Source organism: Bradyrhizobium sp. BR14999 (assembly GCF_056106085.1).
The window spans coordinates 6033215-6053809 of record NZ_CM148536.1 but is presented as its reverse complement, the minus strand read 5'-3'; the positions used below and the strand labels follow the sequence as shown (position 1 = coordinate 6053809).

The following is a 20595-nucleotide window of genomic DNA, read 5'->3' as shown; positions in this document are numbered from 1 at the left end:
ACCGAGGTCTCGCTGTAGCGTCGCGGAAGGTGCGGCGCAAGCTTACTCGGCGGCTTGCTTGACGCTGCGGCGCTCGGCCGCCTCGTCGCCTTCGCCGTCACCCGAACGGCCCCAACCCGAGAACCAGTTGTTGAGCTCGTCGAGATAGAGATAAACCACCGGCGTGGTGAACAGCGTCAGCGCCTGGCTGACGATCAGGCCGCCGACCATGGCGTAGCCGAGCGGTTGGCGGATCTCTGCGCCGGTGCCGTGGCCGAGCATCAGCGGCACGCCGCCCAGCAGCGCGGCCATCGTCGTCATCATGATCGGGCGGAAGCGCAGCAGCGCGGCCTGGCGGATCGATTCCGCCGGCGTCTTGTGTTCGTCGCGCTCGGCGGCGATCGCGAAGTCGACCATCATGATGCCGTTCTTCTTCACGATGCCGATCAGGAGGATGATGCCGATCAGCGCGATCAGGCTGAAGTCGAAGCCGGCCGCCATCAGGATCGCGAGCGCGCCGACGCCGGCCGAGGGCAGGGTCGACAGGATCGTGATCGGATGGATGTAGCTCTCGTAGAGGATGCCGAGGATCAGGTAGACCACGACGAGCGCGGCGAGGATCAACAGCGGCACGGTGCCGAGCGATTGCTGGAACGCCTGCGCGGTGCCCTGGAAACTCGAATTCAGCGTCGGCGGCGCGCCGAGCTCGGCCATCGCCCGCTGCACGGCCTCAGTGGCCTGGCCGAGCGCGACGCCTTGCGCGAGGTTGAAGCTGATCGTGATCGCGGGGAACTGACCCTGATGGCTGATCGAGAGCGGGCGGACCGGGTCGGTGGTCCAGGTCGCGAAGGTCGACAGCGGCACCTGTTCGCCGGTCAGCGGCGACTTCAGATAGAGCTTGTTCAGGCTCTCGAGATCGCCCTGCATCTCCGGCAGGATCTCGAGGATCACCTTGTAGGTGTTGAGCTGGGTGAAATACTGCGTGACCTGCCGCTGGCCGAAGGCGTCATACAGCGTATCGTCGATCATCTGCGGCTGGATGCCGTAGCGCGAGGCGGTGTCACGGTTGATCTTGAGCTGCACCGTTGTGCCCTGCGTCTGCTGGTCGGTCGCGACGTCGCGCAGCTCCGGCAGCGTCTGCATTTTGGCGAGGATTTTTGGCGCCCAGTCATTGAGCTCGGCGAGATCGGCGTCCTGCAAGGTGAACTCGAACTGCGTACGGGTCGGCCGGCCGCCGAGCCGGACGTCCTGGGCCGCCTGCATGTAGAGGCGGGCGCCGGACACCTTCTCGAGCTTGGGACGCAGCCGCGCGATGATCTGCTGCGCCGAGGCCTCGCGCTCGTTGCGCGGCTTCAGCGTGATGAACATGTTGCCGTTGTTGCCGGCACGGCCGCTGCCGCCGATGTTCATCGCGATCGTGGCGACGCCGGGATCCTCCATCACGATCTTGCCAAGCTCGACCTGGCGCCGCTGCATTTCGGCGAACGAAATGTCCTGCGAGGCTTCGGACGTGGCCGTGATCAGGCCGACGTCCTGTTGCGGGAAGAAGCCCTTCGGGATCAGGACGAACAGGTAGATCGACAGTCCGAGCGTGGCGAAGAAGATTGCGAGCGTGGTGCGGCGCCACGCCAGGGCGTGGTCGAGCACATATTCGTAGCCGCGCAGCATCCCGTCGAAGGCGCGCTCGCTCCATTGGTAGAACTTGCCGTGGGTCACTTCGCCATGCGCGCGCAGGAAGCGCGAGGCCATCATCGGCGTCAGCGTCAGCGACACGAACATCGAGACGAAGATCGTCATCGCCAGCACCACGGCGAACTCGCGGAACAGGCGTCCGATGATGCCCCCCATCAGCAGCAGGGGGATCAGCACCGCGACCAGCGAGATGCTGATCGAGACGATGGTGAAACCGATTTCCTTGGAGCCCTTGAAGGCGGCCGCGAGCGGGGATTCGCCTTCCTCGATGTAGCGGGTGATGTTCTCGAGCATCACGATGGCGTCATCGACCACGAAGCCGACCGCAATGGTGAGTGCCATCAGCGACAGATTGTCGAGCGAATAGCCAGCCACCCACATCAAGGCGCAAGCGCCCAATAGCGCCAATGGCACCGTGACCGTGGGGATGACCGTCGCCCAGAAGCTGCGCAGGAAGATGAAGATGACCATGACCACGAGCGCGATGGTCAGCAGCAGCGTGAACTGGACGTCCTCGACCGCGGCACGGATTGTCGTGGTGCGGTCACTGATCAGCTCGATCTTGATTGCGGGCGGAATAGCGGCCACCAGCCGGGGCAGGGTGGCCTTGATCCGGTCGACAGTCTCGATGACGTTGGCACCGGGTTGCTTGAAGATCACCAGGAACACGCCGCGCTTGCCGTTGGCCCAGGCCGCCTGCTTGGCGTCTTCAGCGCCGCTGACGGCCTGGCCGATGTCGCGGATTCGCAAGGGGCCGCCATTGCGATAGGCGATGATGACGTCGTTCCAGTCCTTGGCGTGGGTGAGCTGGTCGTTGGCGTAGATCGTGTAGGCGCGCTTGGGCCCGTCGATATTGCCTTTGGGGCTGTCGACCGTGGTGATGGCGATCTGGCTGCGGACGTCCTCCATCGACAGGCCCTTGGCGACGAGTTTCGCCGGGTCGATCTGAACGCGGATGGACGGCTTCTGCTGGCCGCCGATGAAGACCTGCGCGACGCCGGAGAGCTGGCTGATCTGCTGGGCGAGCTGGGCGTCGACGGCGTCGCTAACGCTGGTCAGCGGCAGTGTCTCGGAGGTTGCCGACAGCAGCAGGATCGGGGCGTCCGCCGGGTTGACCTTGCGGTAGGTCGGCGGCGAGGGCAGGTTCTTCGGCAGCTGACCGCTGGCGGCGTTGATGGCACCCTGAACGTCGTTGGCCGCGCCGTCGATGCTGCGATTGAGGTCGAATTGGATGGTGATCGACGCCGTGCCCAGATAGCTCGTCGAGGTCATCTGGGCGATACCGGGGATCTGGGCGAATTGCCGCTCGAGCGGCTGCGCCACCGACGAGGCCATCGTCTCGGGGCTGCCGCCCGGCAGGTTGGCGGTGATCTGGATGGTCGGGAAGTCCACCTGCGGCAGCGGCGCGACCGGCAGCAGGGGGTAGGCGACGAGGCCGACGAAGAGGATGCCGGCCATCAGCAGCGAGGTGCCGATGGGATAACGGATGAAGGGTGCCGAAATCCCGCCCGCGATCATTCGTGTCGAACCTTGTTCTGGGCCGGATCCGAGCTCGCCACCGCTGTCGAGACGAGGCTTCCAGGCTGCACCTTGAACTGACCGCCGGTGATGACCTGCTGCCCGGGCGTGAGGCCTTCATCGATGACCGAACGTCCATCGATGCCATAGCTGACCTTGATCTTGTGCACTTCGGCCTTGTTGTCCTGATTGACGGTATAGGCGTACAGGCCGTTGGTCGAATGCTGGACCGCATCATCGGGAACCACGGTCGCATCTTTCAGCGTCCGCACCAGAAGACGCGTCGAAACCGACTGGCCCGGCCACAGTGTGTGGTCTTTGTTGTCGAACACAGCCTTGAGCCGAATAGTCCCGCTGGTCGTGTCGACCTGGTTGTTGATGACCGCGAGCTTGCCTTCGGCCAGCGTCTTCTTGCCGTCGGTGGTGAAGGCGATCACCTTGAGCGCGCCGGCCTGCTGGCCTTCGGTGATGTAGGGGAGCTGGTCTTCCGGTGCCGTGAAGATCACGGCGATCGGTTCGACCTGAGAGATCGTGACGATGCCGGTCTGCGTCGAGGCGTTGACGATGTTGCCGATGTCGACTTGGCGCAGCCCTGCGACGCCCGTGATCGGCGCCTTGATCTGCGTGTAGTCGAGTTGGGTCTGGGCGTTGGCGATCGCCGCTTCGTCGGCCGCGATCTGGGCGGTGAGCTGAGCGACAGTGGAGCGCTGGGTATCGACCCGCTGAGCGGTCGCGAATTCGCCGAGCCTCATGGCGCGCTGCAGTTCGAGATTGGCGTTGGCGAGGTTCGCCTCGTCCTGCGCCTTCTTGGCTTTGGCCTGATCGAGCGCGGCTTGATAGGGGCGGGGATCGATCGAGACCAGAAGGTCGCCCTGCTGGACGATCTGGCCTTCGCGGAAGGCGAGCTTGTCGATCTGACCATCCACTCGGCTGCGGACTTGGACGGTGTTGAAGCCCTGCACCGTGCCGAGACCGGTCAGATACACTGGGAAGTCGGTCTTCTGAACCGGCGCAACGCTGACGGGAACGGCCTGCGGGCGAGGCGCTGCTTTTTGTGTCGTCTGGGTTTTTCCGGCCCCGGGCGAGCCGTATTTTTGCCAGCCATAATAACCCGCGGAGGCCACGGCCGCGATGATCAGAATCCAGAGGATCGGCCGTGTTTTTTTCATATCGGCTCGGCGGCGCTCGTGCCCCCAAGCTACGAATTATGGGGCAATCATAGGGTTCCAGCGCGCTTGTATAATACACGCCAAGTTCCAGTGTAAACAGCACTATCGGTCGAGAATCCTAAACAATTGGAAAGCTTTGCACCGCGTGGAGCAGGCTGGCGCGGCGGTGGGCAAGGCTGCATTTTCCGGAGCCCGAACGATCCGCGTGCGAACCTTGGACAATGCCCGCAGACCGTGTCCCGCGCTGAGGGCGCGGCGGACAACCACCACGCCGGCGCGTCACGAGAACGGTTCTAAATCGCGCACCGGCCGTTTCGGTTGTCAGGAAAATCAGCATCGGTCATATCGGCGCCGCCACAACGGGAGCGCAGGGATGGACGAACTGAACGGCAAGCTGATCGCGTGTCAGATTCTGATCACGGGGCTGATCGCACGCGTCGCCAACGAGCAGCGCGATCCCTTGCGCTTCCTCACCGACTTCCGCGACGAAATCAAAGCCGTCGTCAACGGCGTCAACATCGCCGGGATGGACAACACCGATCGTGTGCGCGCGGTCGCGCAGAAAACCGTCGACGAATTGTTCTCGCTGATGAAGCCGCCGAGCAGCGACTGATGGTGCGAGCATCACCGCCATTCTGGCGGCATTTTTCGCGCACGCTTTAAGGCCTGTTTACAGTCGCTAGTTTGCGAGGAAAGCCGCGACGAGATTGAGGAGGCCGGCAAAGCAGGCGTCTGTCTTTTCGTAGCGAGTTGCGATGCGGCGGAATGCCTTGAGCTGGCAGAAGAAGTTCTCGACCAGGTGGCGCCATTTGTACATTTCGGCGTCGTGCGGGATGCGCCCGGCGCGGTCGGCCTTGGACGGGATGACCGCTGCGGCGCCGCGTTGGTTCAGATTGGCGCGCAGCCAGTTATTATCGAAGGCCTTGTCGCCGATCAGCGCTTCAAAATCGAGGCCAGTGATCAAAGGCTCGACGCCAATGCTGTCGTGACGCTGGCCGGGCAGCAGGGTGAAGCGAATGAGATTGCCGAGTGCGTCGACCAGAGCCATGATTTTGGTAGTCAGGCCACCACGCGAGCGGCCTATGGCCTGATTTTGAGTCCCCCTTTTGCCCCGGTGCCATGTTGGTGGACCCGGACGAGTGTGCCGTCGATCAGGACATATTCGAAATCGGGATCGTCACAGAGAGCTTTGAAGACCCGCTCCCAGACCCCCTTCTGCGCCCAGCGCCAGAAGCGCGTATACACTGTGAACCACTTGCCGAACGCTTCCGGCAGATCTCGCCACGGCGAGCCCGTGCGCGCAATCCAAAGAACTGCTTCGATAAAGAGCCGGTTGTTACGCCCGGTGCCGCCGGGATCACCGGCTTTGCCAGACAATTCCGGCGCAATCCGCTCCCACTGCGCATCGCTCAACATCAATCGAATCAAGGCTGATCTCCAATTTTCAGCCTTGAATCAATTTTCTACTGATTTGGGAATCCTGTCTGTAAACAGGCCTTAGAACGAGTCCAATCTATCTTTAGAACCGTTTCAAACTTCAACTTAGAATCGTTTTGATCTGGACTTATTCAAAGGCTCTCGCGGCTTGCCCGCATTGACCCACTATTTTGCCGCCGATACCAACAGCCCAATCGCTCGTCGAAGTGAGTGAGCGAACAGGAAGATGGGGCGTGTTGTGATGGGGCAGGTGGTCGCACCGAAGTCGTTGCGTTCGGTCGCAGTATTCGATCCGGTGGATGAAAAGTCTTCGGGGATTTCCGGCAAGAAGGTCTCGGCCGTCGCGAGCTTGATCGCCGTGGCGTCGGTCTCGAGCGGCGCAGAGGCGCAGCAGTCGAACCTGCCGCCGGTGACGGTTGATGCTCCGGTGCAGCGTCCGCGTCCGGTGGCCTCGAAGCCTTCGCCGGAGCAGGTCCGCGCCCGCAACGCGCTTCGCCGCGCCGCACAGCGGCAGCAGGCCCAGCAGACGGCTCCCGTCACGCCGTCAGGTCCCGCCGACGCAAATCCCTATGCCGATCCGGCTGCGCCCTACAAGGTCGATCACGTGCAGGCCGGCGGCAAATTCCCGGAGAAGCTGGTCGACACTCCCAAGTCGATCACGGTTCTCAGCAAGGAAGTCCTCGAGGACAAGAACGCCACGACGCTGAAGCAGGCGATCCTCAGCACGGCCGGCGTGACGCTCGGCTCGGGCGAGGGCGGCAACGCGTTCGGTGATCGCTTCTTCATCCGCGGCTTCGATGCCCGCAATGACATCTTCATCGACGGTGTTCGTGACTCCGGTGTCAGCGTGCGTGAAAACTTCTTCACCGAGCAGGTCGAGATCCTGCGCGGTCCCGGCTCGACTTTTTCCGGACGTGGTGTCGCCGGTGGCGCGATCAACATCGTCACCAAACAGGCGGCGACGGAAAAGAGCTTCTACAACATGGACACCACGTTTGGCACCGACCAGACCAAGCGTGTCACCCTCGACGTCAATCAGGTGATCGACCCGACACTCGCCGTTCGTGTCGGCGGCCTGTTTCAGGATGCCAATGTCGCTGGCCGCGACTACGTCACCGACAACCGGAACGGCGCCTTCGTCGCCACGACCTGGAAGCCGACCGACACGATCAAGGTCACCGGCAACTACATCCACACCGAACTGACCGGTCTTCCGGACTTCGGCGTGCCCTATTATCGGCCGAGCACCGCGTCCACCGCTGGCGGTCCGTTCCCGGATTTCGGAGCGAGCCGCAAGAACTGGTACGGTTTCGTCAATCGCGATTTCTTCCGCACCGGCCAGGACATCGGCACGATCAACGCGGAAGTGCAGATCACTCCCGATCTCATGATCAGCAACAAGTTCCGCGCGTCGCGTTCGACCCAAAATTACATCGGAACGCTGCCGGAATCGCCCTCGCTGAAGGACCCGCTCTCAGCTTCGACGCTGACGTCCAATCCGCAGAGCCGTTTTCAGATCACCGACGTGCTCGCCAACCAGACGGAGGCGACCTACAAGTTCCTGGACGGGGCAGGGTTCAAGCACACTGCGCTTGCGGGTATTGAGGTCGATCGTGAGCGATCGTCGATCGACAGGTATCTTGGGCTGACCTCGGAGGCCACCGGCATTCCTTCGAGCCCATCGGGCTCGCCGACCAACACCAGCGTCTTCTTTCCTCAGAACACGTATCTGCCGTTCGGAATCCCGTCGCTTTCGGGACTGCCGACAAAGGTCGGCATCGATACCGTCAGCGGCTATGTCATGGATAGCGCGAACTACAATGACCTGCTGATCCTCAACGGCGGTTTCCGTTACGACAACTACAAGATCAACACGTCGGGATACGGAACGATCGGTGGGGTGAGCCGGTTCGGCCAGCAATCCGCCGAGTTCCTGATTCCGAATTTCAATCTCGGTCTCACGCTCAAGCCGCTGCCGAACGGCAGCGTCTACGTGGCGTATGCGACCTCGGCCAATCCCGTCGGTGCCGAGTTCGATGGGACCAGCACGGCCTATGGCGGTCTCACACCGGTCCTCAACGGCAACTCGAACCAGATTTTCGGGCCGGAGAAGAACAAGGCGATCGAGATCGGCACGAAATGGGAGTTGTTCGACCGTCACCTGTTGCTGACGGCGGCGTTGTTCCAGACCGAAAAGGAGAACGCACGCGAGTCGCAGAATATCACTGCGGCGACGGCAACTGCGACCTGTCCCTATCCAGTGACCGTTCCAGCGACAACCGGCACGGTGTCTTGCATCACGGCCGGGGCCGCCTACCGCATCCGCGGTATCGATCTCGGCGTCGGTGGCAAGATCACAGACAAGTGGAGTGTGTTCGGCGGTCTCGTGCTGATGCAGTCGGAAGTGACGCAGTCGCTGGCACCGTCGGCCAACAAGACATTGTATCCGACCAACGTTGGGCGTCCCCTCGCCAATATCGCGCACGAGTCGTTCAGCCTGCTGTCGAAATATCAGCTCAACGACACCTGGGAACTGGGCGGGCAGGCGGTATACCGCTCCAAGATCTATGGCGGCACTTTGCTCGCGGCCAATCAGGGCACGTCGCTGCCGAGCTACTGGCGCTTTGACGCGTTCGCCGAGGCGAAGCTCGACGAGCACTGGAAGCTCAAGCTGTTCGTGAACAACATCTTCGACAAGCGCTACTACGACGCGCTGTACCAAAGCGCAGCACCGTTCGTGCTGGAGGCACCGGGCCGTGCCGCCTATGTGGTGCTCTCCGCGCGCTACTGATGGAGTAACAACGAGTTTCATGCTGACATGCATAGAAAACGTTCTCAGCAAGGATGATGTGGCGGATTTCCGCCGCATCATGGACGCCAGCGACTGGGAGGACGGCCGCTCCACCGCCGGCGCGCAGTCGGCCATGGTCAAGCGCAACGAGCAATTGCCGCCTGACAGCGAGGTCGCGCGCAAGCTCGGCAACCGCATCATCTCGGCGCTGACGTCGAACCCGCGCTTCATCGCGGCGGCGATCCCGCTCCAGATCTTCCCGCCGCTGTTCAACCGCTATGCGGCGAGCAGCGGCCACCATTTCGGCCTGCACGTCGACAATGCGATCCGCGGCGATCGCCTGACCGGCCTTCGCATCCGCACAGACCTGTCGGTCACGCTGTTCCTCGCCGAGCCGGACGAGTACGACGGTGGCGAACTTGTGATCGAGGACAGCTACGGTTCGCACGAAGTCAAGTTGCCAGCCGGCGACTGCGTGCTCTATCCCTCGACCAGCCTCCATCTGGTCACGCCGGTGACGAGGGGAACGCGGGTTGCGTCTTTCTTCTGGCTTCAGAGCATGATACGGGACGATCAAGCCCGAAGCATGATCTTTGACCTCGACACCGCGATTCAGGCGCTGGTGGAACGGCTCGGGCGTGACGATCCCGAAACGGTCAAATTGACGGGTATCTATCACAACCTCATTCGCTACTGGGCCGAAGTATGAAGAGCATGACCTTCCAAGCCAGCCTTGCCGCCGCCGCCATGCTGGCGGCCGCCTGGCTCGCATCTCCAGTTTCCGCCCAGACACAAACCCCGCCGGCCCCGGCGCAATCGGTGGCTCAGCCGGTCCCGGCCAGTCCGGCTCCCGCGGCGCCAGCGGCCACCGCACCTAGCGCCCCGGCGCCTTCGGCCTCGACGGCAACCGCGCCCGCTGCTCCGGCGGCGCCCCCCGCGGCCGCCGGTCCGACCACCCCCAAGGCCGATGTGGCGACCGCTGTCGCGCCGGCCATGAAGGAATTGTCGCCCTGGGTGATGTTCATGTCGGCGGACGTCATCGTGAAGGCGGTGATGATCGGGCTCGCCTTTGCCTCGCTGGTGACCTGGACCGTCTTCATCGCCAAGTCGATCGAACTGTCGGTCGCTTCCACCAAGCTGCGTTCGGCGTTGAAGAAGACCGCAGAGGCACGTTCGCTCGCGGAAGCCCAGATGGCGCTCGGAGCCAAGGAAGGGATCCTGCCGTCCTTCCTCGTGGCGGCGCTGCGTGAGGCGCGGATGTCGGCCGGCCTGTCCAGCGATGCCGGCATCAAGGAGCGCGCGGCCTCGAGCTTTGCCGAGATCGTGCGCGCGGAACAGCGCCGCATCCGCATCGGCATGGGCGTGCTCGCGACCATCGGCTCCACCTCGCCCTTCGTCGGCCTGTTCGGCACGGTCTGGGGCATCATGAACAGCTTCATCGGCATCTCGAAGTCGCAGACCACGAACCTCGCCGTGGTCGCGCCCGGCATCGCCGAGGCGCTGCTCGCCACCGCAATCGGTCTCGTCGCCGCCATCCCCGCCGTCATCATCTACAACCATTTCGCGCGCGTGACGAAAGGCTATCTCGAGCTCGTCAGCCGCGCCTCGGGCGCGGCGGGGCGGCTGCTCTCGCGCGATCTCGATCGCAGCCACGGCAGCGTACATTCGCGCGCAGCGGAGTGAACCATGGGCGTTTCGCTCGCAGACAACGACGGCGAAGACGACGATTTCTCGGAAACGCATGACATCAACGTCACGCCGTTCATCGACGTCATCCTGGTGCTGCTGATCATCTTCATGGTCGCAGCGCCGCTCTCGACCGTCGACCTGCCGATCGATCTGCCGACGTCGAGCGCGACGCCGCAGAAGAAGCCGGACAAGCCGACCTATCTCAGCATCAAGCCCGATCTGACGCTCGCGATCGGAGAGAACCCGGTCCACCGGGCCGAATTGATCGGCACCCTCGACGGCCTGTCCGACATGAGCAAGGATAAGTATGTCTTCCTGCGCGCCGATCGCTCGGTGCCGTATGGCGAGTTGATGGGGGTCATGGAGCTGTTGCGCTCAGGCGGCTATACGCGGGTCAAGCTGGTCGCGCTGGAAGGCGCTCCGGGGGCGCCTGCGGCGGGCGCCGCTCAGCCTTAGAGACGCGCGATGTCGAACGAACCCAGACCATCCAGGAAGCTTTGGATCTTGGCGGCAGTGGCGGCGCTCGCGCTTCATCTGGGTGGCGCCGCGCTCGCGCTGGCACACCTGCAAGCCGATGACGGCGACGATGGTCTGGGTGCGGCGGGTGCCGAGTTTGCGGTCGAGATGGCCTCGCCAAAGGCGCCCGATACCGACCTTCCGCCGGGGCCTGACAGTGAAGCGATGCAGGAGCAGCAGGCGCTTCCCGAGCAAAAGGCCGAGACCAAGGAAACCGAGCTGCCAAAGGATCAGTCGCAGCAGGTCGACGATCCCGATCGGGTTGTCACCGAGAACATCTCGAAGAAGCCGCAGGACGAGGATCCGAAGATCGCGGCGGTCGAAACTCCCGCTGCCGAGGCATCGCCGAAGTCGGTTGCGACGGCACGGCAGACACTCGATGAAGACGCGCGAGAGGCCGAGAAGGCCCTGGCGCCGGTGCTTGGGCTTGGCAAGGACATCCTGAAGATTACGGCGGACTGGAACCGCAAGATCAGCGCGCATCTGACGGCCCACAAGGTCAATCCGGAGGGCAAAGAGCCCAATAACCAGAAGGTCAAAGTGAGCTTTGCGATCAACCGCAAGGGAAACGTGCTGTCGGTCGACGTCGTGGAGTCGTCGGGGGATGCGGCTTACGATGCGGCCGCGGTCTCGATTGTCCGCAAGTCCGATCCCATTCCGCAGCCGCCGGCCGGGCTGACTGACGACCGGTTCGAGCGCACCGTCGACATCATCTTCACGCCGCCGGACGCGAAGAAAAAGAAGAAGACGGCTCAGCGCCAGTAGAGCCGGATCCCGACATAGACCACGACCAAGCAGGCGAAGATCAGCGCCACCGGCAGCGGCCGCTTCTGGGTTCCGGCGAATGCCGCCGCCCCGAAGGAAGCGGACTTCTTCGGCTTGGGGGCGGGGCGACGGAAGGCGGTAACATTGTCCGCCGCCGTTTCAGGCGGACGGGTGCGGACGTCCGGCGGGGTTCCCGCGCCGCCCATCTCGGTATAATAGGCCTTGTAGATCGCGCCGATGGTGGCCTCGGTGGCCTCGCCCTCGCTCATCTGCGCTAGCAGGTTCTTGTAGCTCGCGAGGAACTCCTGGGCCTCCGGAGGCAGCGCGGACGCCCCGTTGAGCTTCGCCATCATCTTCCAGGTGGCAAAATCGGCGCGGGCGCGGGTGTCGGCGCGTCGCGCGATCAGCATATCGGCAGCTTTGACCAAGTCGGCCTCTGGCCCTTCAGGCCTACGTTCGGATGTCGCTGTTCAACTACACATTGCCGGTCAGGAACAGAACAGCCTGAATCACATAACCGGTCAACGTTCGCAGTATTGCTGAAATAACATCAAGATTTAGACCGAACTGCGAACCCGCCAGCGGTAGCAGGATCAGGAGGCCGATCAGGATCAGCATTCCGACCGGCTCGAGCCGGGCCAAAGGCACGGCGAGCGCCCGCGGCAACAGCCCGACCGCGACCCGCCCGCCATCGAGCGGCGGGATCGGCATCATGTTGAACACCGCCAGGATCGCGTTGATCACGAGGGCATTCTTGAGGTTGTCCGCAACCCATTTCGCCGAGCTCGCGGGCACCAGGGGCAGGGCACGGAAGGCGAGGGCGGCGGCGAGCGCCAGCAGGATGTTGGTGACGGGCCCGGCCAGCGCCACCCAGACCATGTCGAGCCGGGGATTATTGAGCTTGCGGAAGTTCACCGGCACCGGCTTGGCGTAGCCGAACAGGAACGGCGAATGCGCGAACAGCAGCATCGCCGGCAGGATCAGGGTCCCGAACGGGTCGATGTGCCTGATAGGATTGAAGCTGACGCGACCGAGCTGCGCGGCCGTGTTGTCCCCGAGCCGGTCCGCGACGAAGGCGTGCGCTGCCTCATGGAAGGTGATGGCAAGCACGAGGGGGAGCACCCACACCGATAAGTCATAAAGCGAAATGTTCACGGCTCGTCCGTCCCGATTTGCGGCCTTGCAGCCATCCCAGCCAGAGCGGTGGTGCAGCAACGCTTCAGCTCAACATAGGGGGACCGGTTCCGAAATGCCACGCTGCAAATGGTCCGCCAGCGGCACGCCGCCGTGCCATCGCGCAATTTATGGAATCGTCGTCTGATACTGCGTCAAGCCGTCGTCGAGCTTCACCCAGGCGAGCTTTTCCGAGACCCAGATGTGCTCGGTCGGCGCGAAGGCGTTGCGATCATCGAAGGTGGCCAGCGCGACGCCGGCGAGCGTACCGTTGCGGCGCCAGGCGAACAGGCGCGTGCCGCAGCGCTTGCAGAACACGCGGTCGATATTCTCGGAGGACGCGTATCGCTCCGTGTCGCCCTCGACCGTCAATGCGCGCTGATCGAACTGCGCGCGGGCGAAGAAGGGCGAGCCCATCGCCTTCTGGCAGAGGCGGCAATGGCAGATGCGGACATTGAGCGGCTCGCCCTCCGCCTTGAACCGCACCGCGCCGCACAGGCATCCACCTTCCCGGATCATGATGTCCTCAATAGGTTGCGCGTCCGCCCGAGATGTCGAAGACGGCGCCGGTGGAGAACGCGCAATCCTCGGACGCGAGCCAGCTCACCATCGCGGCGAGCTCTTCGACCAGCACGAAGCGCCCCTTCGGGATCTTCGACAGCATGAAGTCGATATGCTGCTGCGTCATCTGGTCGAAGATCGCGGTCTTCGCGGCGGCCGGCGTCACCGCGTTGACGAGGATGTCATGTGCGGCGAGCTCCTTGCCGAGCGATTTCGTCAGCGCGATCAGGCCGGCCTTGGAGGCCGAATAATGCGAGGCGTTCGGGTTGCCTTCCTTGCCGGCGATGGAGGCGATGTTCACGATCCGCCCGTATTTCTGCTTGAGCATGGCGGGCACGATCGCCTTGCAGCAGATGAAGGGACCGTCGAGATTGATGCGCAGCACCTTGCGCCATTCCTCGAGATCGGTCTCCCAGACCGGCTTGTTGACGCCGGCGATGCCGGCATTGTTGACGAGGATGTCGATCTTGCCAAAGGCGCCGAGCGTGGCATCGCGGGCCTGCTCGACGGCCGCGGTATCGGTGACGTCGACCTTGAAGACGCGGACGCTGTCGCCGATCTCCTTCGCCGTCTTCTCGGCCAGCACGGCATCGAAATCCCAAATCGCGACCTTCGCGCCGGAGGCGACGAAGCGCTCGGTGATCGCGCGGCCAAAGCCCTGCGCGCCGCCGGTGACGACGGCGACGCGGCCGTTGAGATCGATCTTGTTCATGAGACCTGATCCCCGGACGTCAGAGCATGTAGCCGCCGTCGACGACGAGGTCGACGCCGGTGGTGAAGGCGCTTTCGTCACTGCCGAGATAGACCGCCATCGCCGCGATCTCGTCGGCGGTGCCGAGCCGGCCCATCTTCTGGCGGGAGATGAACATCTCCTTGCCTTGCGGCCCCTGCGCGGCGGCGCGGTCGAGCATCGAGGGCGTCTCGACGGTGCCGGGGCAGATGCTGTTACAGCGGATGCCCTTGGTGATGAAGTCGAGCGCCACCGCGCGCGTCAGCAGCGATACCGCCGCCTTCGACGCGCTGTAGACGTAACGGTTGGCCGGCGGCCGCAGCGCCGCGCATGAGGAGATGTTGACGATGCTGCCGCCGCCGCCTGCCAGCATCTCAGGCAGGAAGGCCCTGATGGTCCGGTGCATGGACTTGACGTTGAGGTCGAACGAGAAGTCGAAATCCTCTTCCGAGCACTCCAGGATGGTGCCGTGATGCACGAAGCCCGCCGCGTTGAGCAGGATGTCGATCTTGCCGACGCGCTTGGCGAAGGCGTTGACGTCGGCGGTATTGCGGACGTCGAGTTTTGCGACTTCGGCAATGCCTTCCTTGGCGAGGCTCGCAATCCCGCTCTCGTTGATGTCGGTGGCGATGACGGTTGCGCCCTCACGCGCGAATGCGACGGCGCATGCGCGCCCGATGCCTGCCGCAGCAGCCGTGACGACGGCGCGCTTTCCCTTGAGGCGGTCTGCCATTTTCTTGTTCTCCTTTGTGAGTTCGTCATTCCGGGGCGCGCCTCTTGGCGCGAGCCCGGAATCCATTATGCGACGAGTTCTATGGCCAGATGGATTCCGGGCTCGCGACTACGTCGCGCCCCGGAATGACAGTGCCTACTCAGTGATTATCCCGCGCCACGCCAAAGGCGCCGGCGACGTTCTGGTAGCGCGTGGCGAGCTCCATGCAGGCGCCGGTCGACTGCTGGCCGACGGTGTTGCGGTAGATCTCCTGCCACGGCGTCTGGTTCGGCGGATGCTTGAAGCCGCCATTGGCCTTGAGCTCGGCATGGCGCTTCTTCAGCTCCTCGTCCGAGATCAGGATGTTGGCGCTGCCCTTGTTGAGGTCGATGCGCACCTTGTCGCCGGTCTTGAGGATCGCAAGACCGCCATTGGCGGCAGCTTCCGGCGAGGCGTTCAGGATCGAGGGCGAGCCCGAGGTGCCGGACTGGCGGCCGTCGCCGATGCAGGGCAGGGACAGGATGCCGCGTTTGATCAGGGCTGCCGGCGGCTGCATGTTCACGACCTCGGCGCCGCCGGGGTAGCCGATCGGCCCGGTGCCGCGGATGAACAGCACGCAGCGCTCGTCGATGTCGAGCGAGGGATCGTCGATCCGCTCGTGATAATCCTCGGGGCCCTCGAACACGACGGCGCGGCCCTCGAAGGCGTTGAGGTCCTTTGGGTTGCTGAGATAGCGGTCGCGGAATTCCTTGGAGATCACGCTGGTCTTCATGATCGCGGAATCGAACAGATTGCCCTTCAGCACTAGGAAGCCGGCGTCCTTCACCAGCGGCTTGTCGTAGGCCCAGATCACGTCATTGTCGGGCGCGGGCGCATTCTTGCAGTTCTCGCCGATGCCGCGGCCGTTGACCGTCACCGCGTCCTCATGGATGCGCTTGTGCTTCATCAACTCGCGCACCACGGCCGGCACGCCGCCGGCGCGGTGGAATTCCTCGCCGAGATAGAAGCCGGCCGGCTGCATGTTGACCAGCAGCGGCACGTCGTGGCCGAATTTCTGCCAGTCGTCGATCGAGAGCTCGACGCCGATATGGCGGGCGAGGGCGTTGATGTGGATCGGCGCGTTGGTCGAGCCGCCGATCGCCGAATTGATCACGATGCAGTTCTCGAACGCCTTGCGAGTCAGGATGTCCGAGGGCTTGAGGTCCTCCCACACCATTTCGACGATGCGCTTGCCGGTCTCATAGGCGATCTGGCCGCGCTCGCGGTAGGGGGCGGGGATCGCCGCGCAGCCCGGCAGCGAGAAGCCGAGCGCTTCGGCGAGCCCGTTCATGGTCGAGGCAGTGCCCATGGTGTTGCAATGGCCGACCGAGGGCGCCGAGGAGGCCACGATCTCCATGAACTCTTCATAGTCGATCTCGCCGGCGGCCAGCCGCTCGCGCGACTTCCAGACGATGGTGCCGGAGCCGGTGCGCTCGCCGGCATGCCAGCCGTTCAGCATCGGGCCGCCCGACAGCACGATCGCGGGCAGGTTCACGGTCGCCGCGGCCATCATGCAGGCCGGCGTGGTCTTGTCGCAGCCGGTGGTCAACACAACGCCGTCGAGCGGATAGCCGTAGAGGATCTCGACCAGGCCGAGATAGGCGAGGTTGCGGTCGAGCGCCGCGGTCGGGCGCTTGCCGGTCTCCTGGATCGGATGGGTCGGGAATTCCATCGCGATGCCGCCGGCTTCGCGGATGCCTTCGCGGACGCGGTGCGCGAGTTCGATATGGTGGCGGTTGCAGGGGGAGAGGTCGTTGCCGGTTTGCGCGATGCCGATGATCGGCTTGCCGGATTGAAGCTCGGCGCGGGTGAGGCCGTAGTTCAGATAGCGCTCCATATAGAGAGCGGTCATGCCCGGATTATGCGGGTTGTTGAACCAGTCCTGCGAGCGAAGGTGGCGGCGAGCGCCGTTGCCGGCAGCGTGCCCATTGGTTGGCTTTTTTGTCATTGGTCTCTCCTGCAATGCAAACGCACTGGCGTCCGTCTCGAAGTGTCGGCTGGTGCGATGCCCAGCGGCGCGAGCGATGGTCTGCCGGCCGGCTGGCGGGTCATTTCCTCACAAGTGCGATACTAGTCATGGCTACTTGGTAACGCTACCATTTTGTTCGCGGCGCCGGCGCCGGAAGCGGCCGACCTATTGTCCGAACGCCGCGACGACGAGCTTTGCCGCTCGATCACCTTGAAGCCGAGATCGAGCACGGGCTGCTCTGGCCGCCGTCCGTCGATCGCATCGATCAGCATGGTCGCGGCGGTTTTCCCCATCTCGTAGCGGTTGGTGCGCACGCTGGTGAGGGTGGGGACCGCGGAGGCCATGAATTCGAGGTCGTTGAATCCGACGATCGCGATCTGCTCGGGGACCGCGATCTCCCGGCGCCGGCATTCGAACAGCACGCCGAGCGCGAGGTCGTCATTGGCGCAGAACACCGCATCGAGGTCGGGATCCCGCGCGAGGAGGTCGGTGAACAGGGCGCCGCCGAGCGTCACCGATGTCGGCGTCGCCGTCGTGACCACGAGGCGCGGCTCGAACAGCGCGGCGTCCTTCATGGCCGAGACATATCCGTCCAGCCGCCGCTGCACCCGCGGGTCCATCCGTGCGCCGACGAAGCCGATCTTGCGGTGACCCTGCGCGAACAGGTGGGCAACCGCCGCGCGTGCTGCATCATAGTGCGAAAAGCCGATCATCATATCGACCGGATGGGGGCCGATCTCCATGATCTGCACGATCGGGCAGTCGGCGGCCTCCAGCATCGCTCGCGATTCCGCGGTCTGGTCGATGCCGGTGACGATCAGCCCGGCCGGCTTCTGCGCCAGAAAGAGGCGCAGCAGCTTCTCCTCCTGCAGGATGCTGTAGCGTGTGTTGGACAGCTGGATCGAGTAACGGCCGCCTTCGGAGGCGTCATAGATGCCGCGCAGCACGTCCGAGAACACGTTATTAGTGAGCGATGGGATCAATACACCGATCACCTCGGTGCGTTGCGAGGCCAGCGCGCGGGCCGCAAGGTTCGGCACATAGCCAAGCTCCTTGGCGGCGCTCTCGACCCGCGTCCGCTTGGCAACCGACAGCGCTTCCGGATTGCGGAAGAAGCGGGACGCCGTGATCGGGCTGACGCCGGCAAGCTCGGCGACTTCCGCCAGCCGGATTTTGCCTGACTTGGTGCGTTTTCGACCCATTTGTTGCTCTTAACACAGTCACGGTCGCAAACAAAGGAACGTTGACAGCGCTACCAGCAACGACTAACCAAAGACAAATTGCCAAAACCGCACAAACTGCCGACAATGTCGCCCGCTATTGGTCGGGCTTCGTTCGGTGAAGTCTGAAAAACAAGACGGTCGCGGCCCGAGAGGCGCCGTGGACTACGAGGAGGGAGCTAGATGTCGTCTGTGCAAATCCGCGATGTGCGGAAATCGTTCGGCAACTTTGAAGTCCTGCACGGCGTGACGATTCCGATCGAGGACGGCCAGTTCGTCGTTCTGGTCGGTCCCTCCGGCTGCGGCAAGTCGACGCTTCTGCGCATGCTCGCCGGTCTCGAGAACATCACCTCCGGCACGATCTCGATCGGCGACCGCGTCGTCAACAATGTCCAGCCCAAGGAGCGGGACATTGCGATGGTGTTCCAGAATTACGCGCTCTATCCGCACATGACGGTGGCCGACAACATGGGCTTCTCGCTGAAGCTGCGGAATGCCGGTTCCGACGAGATCAACAAGCGCGTCAAGCGCGCCGCCGAGATCCTGGCGCTGTCGCCGCTGCTCGATCGCTATCCGCGCCAGCTCTCGGGCGGCCAGCGCCAGCGCGTCGCCATGGGCCGCGCCATCGTGCGCGATCCGCAGGTCTTCCTGTTCGACGAACCCTTGTCGAATCTCGACGCCAAGCTGCGCGTCGCCATGCGCACCGAGATCAAGGAGCTGCACCAGCGGCTGAAGACGACGACCGTCTACGTCACCCACGACCAGATCGAAGCCATGACCATGGCCGACAAGATCGTGGTCATGCATGACGGCATCGTCGAGCAGATGGGCACGCCGCTCGAGCTCTACGACAAGCCCGACAACCAGTTCGTCGCCGGCTTCATCGGCTCGCCCGCCATGAACTTCCTGAAGGGCCATGTGCGCGCCAACGGCGTTGCCACCTTCGAGGGACCGAACGGCGTCAAGCTGCCGCTCAAGAATGCGCCGACGGCGTCCGACGGCCGTCCTGCCGTCTACGGCGTGCGGCCTGAGCATTTCACCATCGCCGATGACGGCGCCGAGGCCGAGATCATCGTGGTCGAGCCGACGGGCTCGGAGACGCAGGTGTTCGCCAATGTCGGCGGCGAGCAGGTCGTCGCGGTGTTCCGCGAGCGCCACCAGTTCAATCCCGGCGACAAGGTGCGGCTGAAGCCCGACCCGTCGCTGGTGCATTTGTTCGACGAGGCGACAGGCAAACGCCTCAACGCCTAGCGCAAGACGTAAGACAAGAAAAAGCATCACAGGGAGGACGATATGCAAGACTTTACCCGCCGGACTCTGCTTCAGGGCGGAACGGCTCTGGCTGCAACCGGCATGCTGACCGGGCCGGCACTGTTCGAGTTTGCGAAGGCCTGGGCGCAGAGCGCGCCCTGGAAGGCCGAGCCCGGCGCCAAGCTGACTGTGATGCGGTGGAAGCGGTTCGTGCCGGCGGAGGACGATGCGTTCAACGCGATGGTTGCGGCGTTCAAGGCCGCGACCGGCACGGAGATGAACGTGTTCAGCGAATCCTTCGAGGACGTGCAGCCGAAGGCATCGGTCGCGGCCAATACCGGCTCCGGCCTCGATCTCGCCTGGGGCTTGCATACGCTGCCGCAGCTGTTTCCGACCAAAGTGCTGAAGATGAACGACGTCGCCGATTATCTCGGCAAGAAATATGGCGGTTGGACAGATGCGGCCGCCAAGACCTGCAAGCTCGGCAACGACTGGCTGGGCATCCCCGTGGCGACCAACGGCGGTTACATGACCTACCGCAAGTCGGCGCTCGACAAGGCGGGTTTCAAGGAGTTTCCGAAGGACTTCCCCGGCTTCCTCGAGATGTGCAAGGCCCTGAAGGCGAACAACACGCCGGCCGGCTTCGCTCTCGGGCATGCGTCGGGCGACGGCAATTCGTGGCTGCACTGGGTGCTGTGGGGGCACGGCGCCTACACGGTCGATCAGAACGACAAGATCATCATCAATTCGCCGGAGACGGCGAAGGCGCTGGAATATTGCAAGGCGCTGTACGAGAGCTTCATCCCGGGCACCGCGTCCTGGAACGATTCCTCCAACAACAAGGCGTTCCTCGCCGGCGAGCTCTATTGCACGGCGAACGGCATCTCGATCTACGTGGCCGCCAAGACCGATCCGTCCAAGAAGGAGCTTACCGCGGACACCTATCACGCGCTCTGGCCGGTTGGTCCGGTCGGCAAGCCGACCGAGCTGCAGCTTGCGCTGCCGATCCTCGCCTTCAACTTCACCAAATATCCGAACGCGGCGAAGGCCTTCGTCGCCTTCATGCTGGAGAAGGAGAACTACGAGAAGTGGCTGGATGGCGCGCAAGGCTATCTGACGCAAACGTTGAATGCCTATGAGTCGGCACCGATCTGGACGGCTGATCCCAAGAATGCCGTGTTCTCGCAGGCCTCCAAGCGCACTCTGCCGGCATCCGGTATCGGCACGGTCGGCGAAAAGGCGGCAACTGCAATCGCCGATTTCATCGTCGTCGACATGTTCGCCAACTACTGCACCGGCGCCAAGGATGCGAAGGGCGCGATGGCGGAAGCCGAGCGCCAGCTGAAGCGCATCTATCGCTGACGGTCACGGGGCGGGCGGCCGT

The 20595-nt window shown here is 63.6% G+C and carries 18 protein-coding genes; 8 read left to right on the top strand and 10 right to left on the bottom strand.

The window, feature by feature from the left end; genetic code table 11:
• Positions 1-42: 42 nt before the first annotated feature.
• Both ACR9YP_RS28415 and ACR9YP_RS28410 read right to left on the bottom strand, forming a co-directional pair.
• Entirely contained in the window at positions 43-3189 is a 3147-nt protein-coding gene (locus tag ACR9YP_RS28415) for a multidrug efflux RND transporter permease subunit (RefSeq protein WP_474217652.1), read from the bottom strand.
• Positions 3186-4358 carry an efflux RND transporter periplasmic adaptor subunit gene (locus ACR9YP_RS28410; RefSeq protein ID WP_438109056.1) on the bottom strand — a complete coding sequence of 391 codons (1173 nt, stop codon included), beginning with the start codon at positions 4356-4358 and terminating at the stop codon, positions 3186-3188. Before ACR9YP_RS28410 ends, ACR9YP_RS28415 begins: the two co-directional genes overlap by 4 nt.
• Before the next feature lie 373 nt (positions 4359-4731).
• Here ACR9YP_RS28410 and ACR9YP_RS28405 point away from each other — a divergent pair, with 373 nt between their 5' ends.
• On the top strand, positions 4732-4971 hold the full coding sequence (locus ACR9YP_RS28405; RefSeq protein WP_025035676.1) for a hypothetical protein: 240 nt from the start codon (positions 4732-4734) through the stop codon (positions 4969-4971).
• Positions 4972-5037: 66 nt separating this feature from the next.
• Here ACR9YP_RS28405 and ACR9YP_RS28400 read toward each other — a convergent pair.
• A protein-coding gene (locus ACR9YP_RS28400) for an IS5 family transposase (protein ID WP_474217651.1) occupies positions 5038-5786 on the bottom strand; the annotation gives its coding sequence in 2 pieces (ribosomal slippage) (positions 5038-5456 and positions 5456-5786; 750 coding nt in all).
• Between the two features lie 250 nt (positions 5787-6036).
• On the opposite strand from ACR9YP_RS28400, the gene ACR9YP_RS28395 reads away from it, so the two are divergent.
• Genes ACR9YP_RS28395 through ACR9YP_RS28375 form a run of 5 tightly spaced genes read left to right on the top strand, consistent with a single transcriptional unit; the run spans position 6037 to position 11556 of the window.
• Positions 6037-8586, top strand: a complete 2550-nt coding sequence (locus ACR9YP_RS28395; protein ID WP_474221134.1) for a TonB-dependent receptor — start codon at positions 6037-6039, stop codon at positions 8584-8586.
• Positions 8587-8605: 19 nt separating this feature from the next.
• The gene (locus ACR9YP_RS28390; RefSeq protein ID WP_091888537.1) at positions 8606-9295 is read left to right on the top strand and encodes a Fe2+-dependent dioxygenase; all 690 of its coding nucleotides are present in this window, start codon (positions 8606-8608) and stop codon (positions 9293-9295) included.
• The gene (gene exbB / locus ACR9YP_RS28385) at positions 9292-10269 is read left to right on the top strand and encodes a tonB-system energizer ExbB (RefSeq protein WP_438109054.1); all 978 of its coding nucleotides are present in this window, start codon (positions 9292-9294) and stop codon (positions 10267-10269) included. The genes ACR9YP_RS28390 and exbB overlap by 4 nt, the downstream gene beginning before the upstream one ends.
• 3 nt (positions 10270-10272) lie before the next feature.
• Complete coding sequence (exbD, locus tag ACR9YP_RS28380; protein ID WP_091888533.1) at positions 10273-10731, top strand: TonB system transport protein ExbD; 459 nt, start codon at positions 10273-10275, stop codon at positions 10729-10731.
• A 9-nt stretch (positions 10732-10740) separates the two neighbouring features.
• Positions 10741-11556, top strand: a complete 816-nt coding sequence (locus ACR9YP_RS28375) for an energy transducer TonB (protein ID WP_438109052.1) — start codon at positions 10741-10743, stop codon at positions 11554-11556.
• Here the strand turns inward: ACR9YP_RS28375 and ACR9YP_RS28370 are convergent.
• The 7 genes from ACR9YP_RS28370 to gntR form a co-directional block, all read right to left on the bottom strand.
• Positions 11544-11966 (bottom strand): hypothetical protein, encoded by a 423-nt coding sequence (locus tag ACR9YP_RS28370; protein WP_474221132.1) that lies wholly within the window; start codon positions 11964-11966, stop codon positions 11544-11546. The genes ACR9YP_RS28375 and ACR9YP_RS28370 overlap by 13 nt on opposite strands.
• A 64-nt stretch (positions 11967-12030) precedes the next feature.
• Positions 12031-12711, bottom strand: a complete 681-nt coding sequence (locus tag ACR9YP_RS28365; RefSeq protein ID WP_474217650.1) for a site-2 protease family protein — start codon at positions 12709-12711, stop codon at positions 12031-12033.
• Positions 12712-12858: 147 nt separating this feature from the next.
• Entirely contained in the window at positions 12859-13248 is a 390-nt protein-coding gene (locus tag ACR9YP_RS28360) for a GFA family protein (protein ID WP_438109050.1), read from the bottom strand.
• Between the two features lie 7 nt (positions 13249-13255).
• Positions 13256-14002: an SDR family NAD(P)-dependent oxidoreductase gene (locus ACR9YP_RS28355; protein ID WP_438109048.1), complete on the bottom strand. Its 747-nt coding sequence runs from the start codon at positions 14000-14002 to the stop codon at positions 13256-13258.
• A gap of 19 nt (positions 14003-14021) precedes the next feature.
• On the bottom strand, positions 14022-14753 hold the full coding sequence (locus ACR9YP_RS28350) for an SDR family oxidoreductase (protein WP_438109046.1): 732 nt from the start codon (positions 14751-14753) through the stop codon (positions 14022-14024).
• A gap of 139 nt (positions 14754-14892) precedes the next feature.
• Complete coding sequence (locus ACR9YP_RS28345) at positions 14893-16719, bottom strand: IlvD/Edd family dehydratase (RefSeq protein WP_438109045.1); 1827 nt, start codon at positions 16717-16719, stop codon at positions 14893-14895.
• 122 nt (positions 16720-16841) lie between these two features.
• On the bottom strand, positions 16842-17942 hold the full coding sequence (gene gntR / locus ACR9YP_RS28340; RefSeq protein WP_438109043.1) for an HTH-type transcriptional regulator GntR: 1101 nt from the start codon (positions 17940-17942) through the stop codon (positions 16842-16844).
• Between the two features lie 201 nt (positions 17943-18143).
• Here gntR and ACR9YP_RS28335 point away from each other — a divergent pair, with 201 nt between their 5' ends.
• The gene (locus ACR9YP_RS28335) at positions 18144-19211 is read left to right on the top strand and encodes an ABC transporter ATP-binding protein (protein ID WP_091888519.1); all 1068 of its coding nucleotides are present in this window, start codon (positions 18144-18146) and stop codon (positions 19209-19211) included.
• 42 nt (positions 19212-19253) lie between these two features.
• On the top strand, positions 19254-20573 hold the full coding sequence (locus ACR9YP_RS28330) for an ABC transporter substrate-binding protein (RefSeq protein ID WP_091888517.1): 1320 nt from the start codon (positions 19254-19256) through the stop codon (positions 20571-20573).
• Positions 20574-20595: the final 22 nt, after the last annotated feature.